Annotated in this window: 2 protein-coding genes and 1 pseudogene; 1 reads left to right on the forward strand and 2 read right to left on the reverse strand. The window is 69.1% G+C overall.

The features are described from left to right. Window positions 1-2,032: non-ribosomal peptide synthetase (locus J7E68_RS05285; RefSeq protein WP_215170528.1), on the reverse strand; the 2,032-nt coding region annotated here is incomplete at its 3' end. Beyond that, the gene (locus J7E68_RS05290) at window positions 2,022-2,678 is read right to left on the reverse strand and encodes a hypothetical protein (RefSeq protein WP_215170530.1); all 657 of its coding nucleotides are present in this window, start codon (window positions 2,676-2,678) and stop codon (window positions 2,022-2,024) included. The genes J7E68_RS05285 and J7E68_RS05290, both read right to left, overlap by 11 nt. Window positions 2,679-2,913: 235 nt before the next feature. On the opposite strand from J7E68_RS05290, the pseudogene J7E68_RS05295 reads away from it, so the two are divergent. Then, window positions 2,914-3,121: pseudogene (locus J7E68_RS05295) on the forward strand (ABC transporter substrate-binding protein); the annotation flags it as partial.

The raw sequence follows: 3,121 nt of genomic DNA on the forward strand, positions 1-3,121 counted from the left end.
CGAGCAGCAGGCGCGCGGCGACCGCGGCGATAGTCACCTTGCCGAGAGGGGTGACGAAGATCAGCAGGCCGACGATGATCGTCCACACCGGAACGTCCGGCAGGAATTCGAAGCCCGGAGTCAGTCGCAGGATCCAGCTCGCGGTGAGCAGGAACAGCAGCCATCGGATGCCGGTGAACACGAACAGCGGAAGGCCCGCGATCGTCTGCACCCACTGCATCCGCCGAGGAGTCGGGACGGGCTGGCTGAAGACGCGTTCTTCGGCGTCCTCATCGTCGGCCTCGTCGTCGACGGCATTCGACATCTGTCGCAGGCGCGGAAGGTCGTAGACATCGGTCATCGTGAACTCGGGCGCGCGAGTGCGCAGGCGAGAGACCAGCTGCGCGGCCGCGAGCGAGCCGCCGCCGAGCTGGAAGAAGTCGGCGTCCTCGTCGCCCGGGCGCACGCCCAACACCGCGAACCACTGCTCTGCGAGCCAGGCTGCCGTGCCCGACAGGGACGAGTCGTTCGCATCGCCGGAATCGAGTGGCCAGGGGAGCGCCGCCTTGTCGACCTTCCCGGACGTGCGGACGGGCAGATCGTCGACGGTCGCGAGCAACGGGATCAGCGGCGCGGGAAGAGTCTCCGAGAGTTCGCCGCGCGCGACCTGCCGGTCGAAGCCCTCGTCGGGCACAACGTAGCCGACGAGTATGGGCATGCCCGTCTCGGTCTTCTGTACGACCACGGTGGCCGCCGAGACCGAGGTCAGCGCCTGCAACGCCGCTTCGACCTCGCCGAGCTCGATACGCCGGCCGCCGATCTTGACCTGATCATCGGCGCGCCCCTGGAAGATCAGCCCCTCGGGCTCGACGCGCACGACGTCGCCGGAGCGGTACGCCCGGTCCCATCCGAGGGTGGGCATCGGCGCGTACTTCTCGGCGTCCTTCGCGGGGTCGAGGTAGCGAGCGAGTCCGACGCCGCCGATGATCAGCTCGCCGGTCTCGCCCTCGGCGACGCGCTGCCCGTCCGGGTCGACCACGGCGAGCGACCACCCGTCGAGCGGAAGGCCGATGCGCACGGGACCCGTGCCGTCCATCAGTGACGCGCAGGCGACGACCGTGGCCTCGGTCGGGCCATAGGTGTTCCACACCTCGCGTCCGTCGGACGCCAATCGGGCGACCAGCTCGGGTGGGCAGGCCTCGCCGCCGAAGATCAGCAGGCGCACGTTCTCGATCGCATCCTGCGGCCAGAGCGCGGCGAGCGTGGGCACCGTCGACACGACGGTGATCCCGTGGCCGAGCAGCCAGGGGCCGAGGTCTTCTCCCGAGCGCACGAGCGCTCGCGGTGCGGGCACCAGGCAGGCGCCGTGACCCCACGCCAGCCACATCTCCTCGCACGACGCGTCGAAGGCGACCGAGAGTCCCGCGAGCACGCGATCGCCGGGGCCCAATGGCGCGGCCTGCAGGAACAGACGCGCCTCGGCGTCGACGAAGGCGGCGGCCGAGCGGTGCGAGACGGCGACGCCCTTGGGCACCCCGGTCGAGCCGGACGTGAAGATGACCCACGCGTCGTCCTCGGTCGTCGGAGGTGCGACGACCGGGATCGCCGAGGTGCTGGGATGCGGTGACTCGCTGCCGAAGAGACCGGCCGCATCGGCGGCGCCGGTGGGCAGGTAGCCGGCGTCGGTGATCGTGCCGGCGATGCGCGCCTCGCGGAACACGAGGTCTGCGCGCTCCTGAGGATCGTCGGCGTCGACGGGCACGTACGCTGCACCGGCCGCCATGGTTCCGAGGATGGCGATGTACAGCTCGCGGCGACCGGATGTCATCCGGATGCCGACGCGGTCGCCGTGGCGCACTCCTCGCTCGTGCAGCAGGGCGGCCGTGCGCCAGACGTGCGCGAGCAGTTCGGCATAGCTGAGCGCCCCGTCGGCGTCTTCGATGGCCGATGCGTCGGGATATCGCTGGGTCGTGTCGCGGAGGATGTCGATCAGGGTGCGGGGAGCAGGCGCATCGGCACCCCGATCGAGGGCCTCCTGCACGTCAGCGCGCAAGGAGGTCGAGCAGAGCGGCCTTCGTCAGGCGTGAGTACCCGGTGCGGCCTTCGGCGCGGGCGCGGGCGCGGAGTTCGACGAGCGTCAGCGCACTCAGCCCGGATGAGGCGACCGGTGCCGGGGCGGGGGCCGGTGTCACTGCGGGTGCAGATGTCGGCGTCGTGACCGTGACCTTCGGCTCGATCGTCGGAGCCGAGAGCACAGGCTTCGATGCAGTGGGCGTCTTCGCCGCGGGCTGGAGGGCGGCCGTGAACGAGGCTGCATCCTTCGCCTTCGGCGCTGCTTTCTTCGCAGCTGCCTTCTTCTCGTCTGCCTTGTGCTCGGCCGCTTTCCTGTCGGCCTTCTTCTGGTCCTTCTTCGCGGCGGACTTCTTCTCGGCCGCCTTCTTCTCGGCCTCGAGGCGCGCGGTGGCCTCCTGAAGACGCTCGGTCGCGGCGGTCGCCGACTTCGCGACCTTCTTCGGCCGGTCCGCGACCTTCTTCTTCGAGACCTTCGTCGCGTCCTTCGCTTCCTCGACGAGAGGCTTGAGCTTCTTGGCGGATTTCTTGGGAAGCGACTTCAACAGCTTCTTCGCGTCCTTCGCCGCATCCTTGGCCGCGTCGAGAGCGGCCTCTGCGTTGCGCTGAGCGGGGGTCTTCTTTGCCATGATCGTTCTCCTCTGCGTCCGGAGCGCGTGCGCTCGGGCATTCGGCACAGAGGATACTCACGCAAGGTGAACAATCAGTGCCGCATCGCCTCGGAAGGATGTCACATGAGGTCATACTTGCAACACAAACGTGATCCGCAGATGGCGGCTGGCGGCACGTTCGGCCCGGTGGCTCATGTTTAGATGTTCTCCATACCCGCCCGTGGGAATCACCCCTCGTCTTTCAGGAGCTGACATGCAGCGTCGCAACATCATCGCCGGGATCGCGCCCGCCGCGACCGCAACCCTCGCCCTCGCCGGATGCGCGACCGGCACGAGCGACGCGGGATCGGGCGAGCCTGCGGCCGGCGACGAGTACGACCTCATCGAGGCGGGCACCCTGACGGTCTGCTCCGACATCCCCTACGCACCGTTCGAGTTCGAGGGCGGCGACAACGGCACGG

This window comes from Microbacterium sp. ISL-103, assembly GCF_018613995.1.
Taxonomy (GTDB): Bacteria; Actinomycetota; Actinomycetes; order Actinomycetales; family Microbacteriaceae; genus Microbacterium.

What these genes read in the sequence shown, in the direction of transcription:
- J7E68_RS05290 (WP_215170530.1), bottom strand. Translation starts at nt 2,678, where the DNA reads ATGGCAAAGAAGACCCCCGCTCAGCGCAACGCAGAGGCCGCTCTCGAC.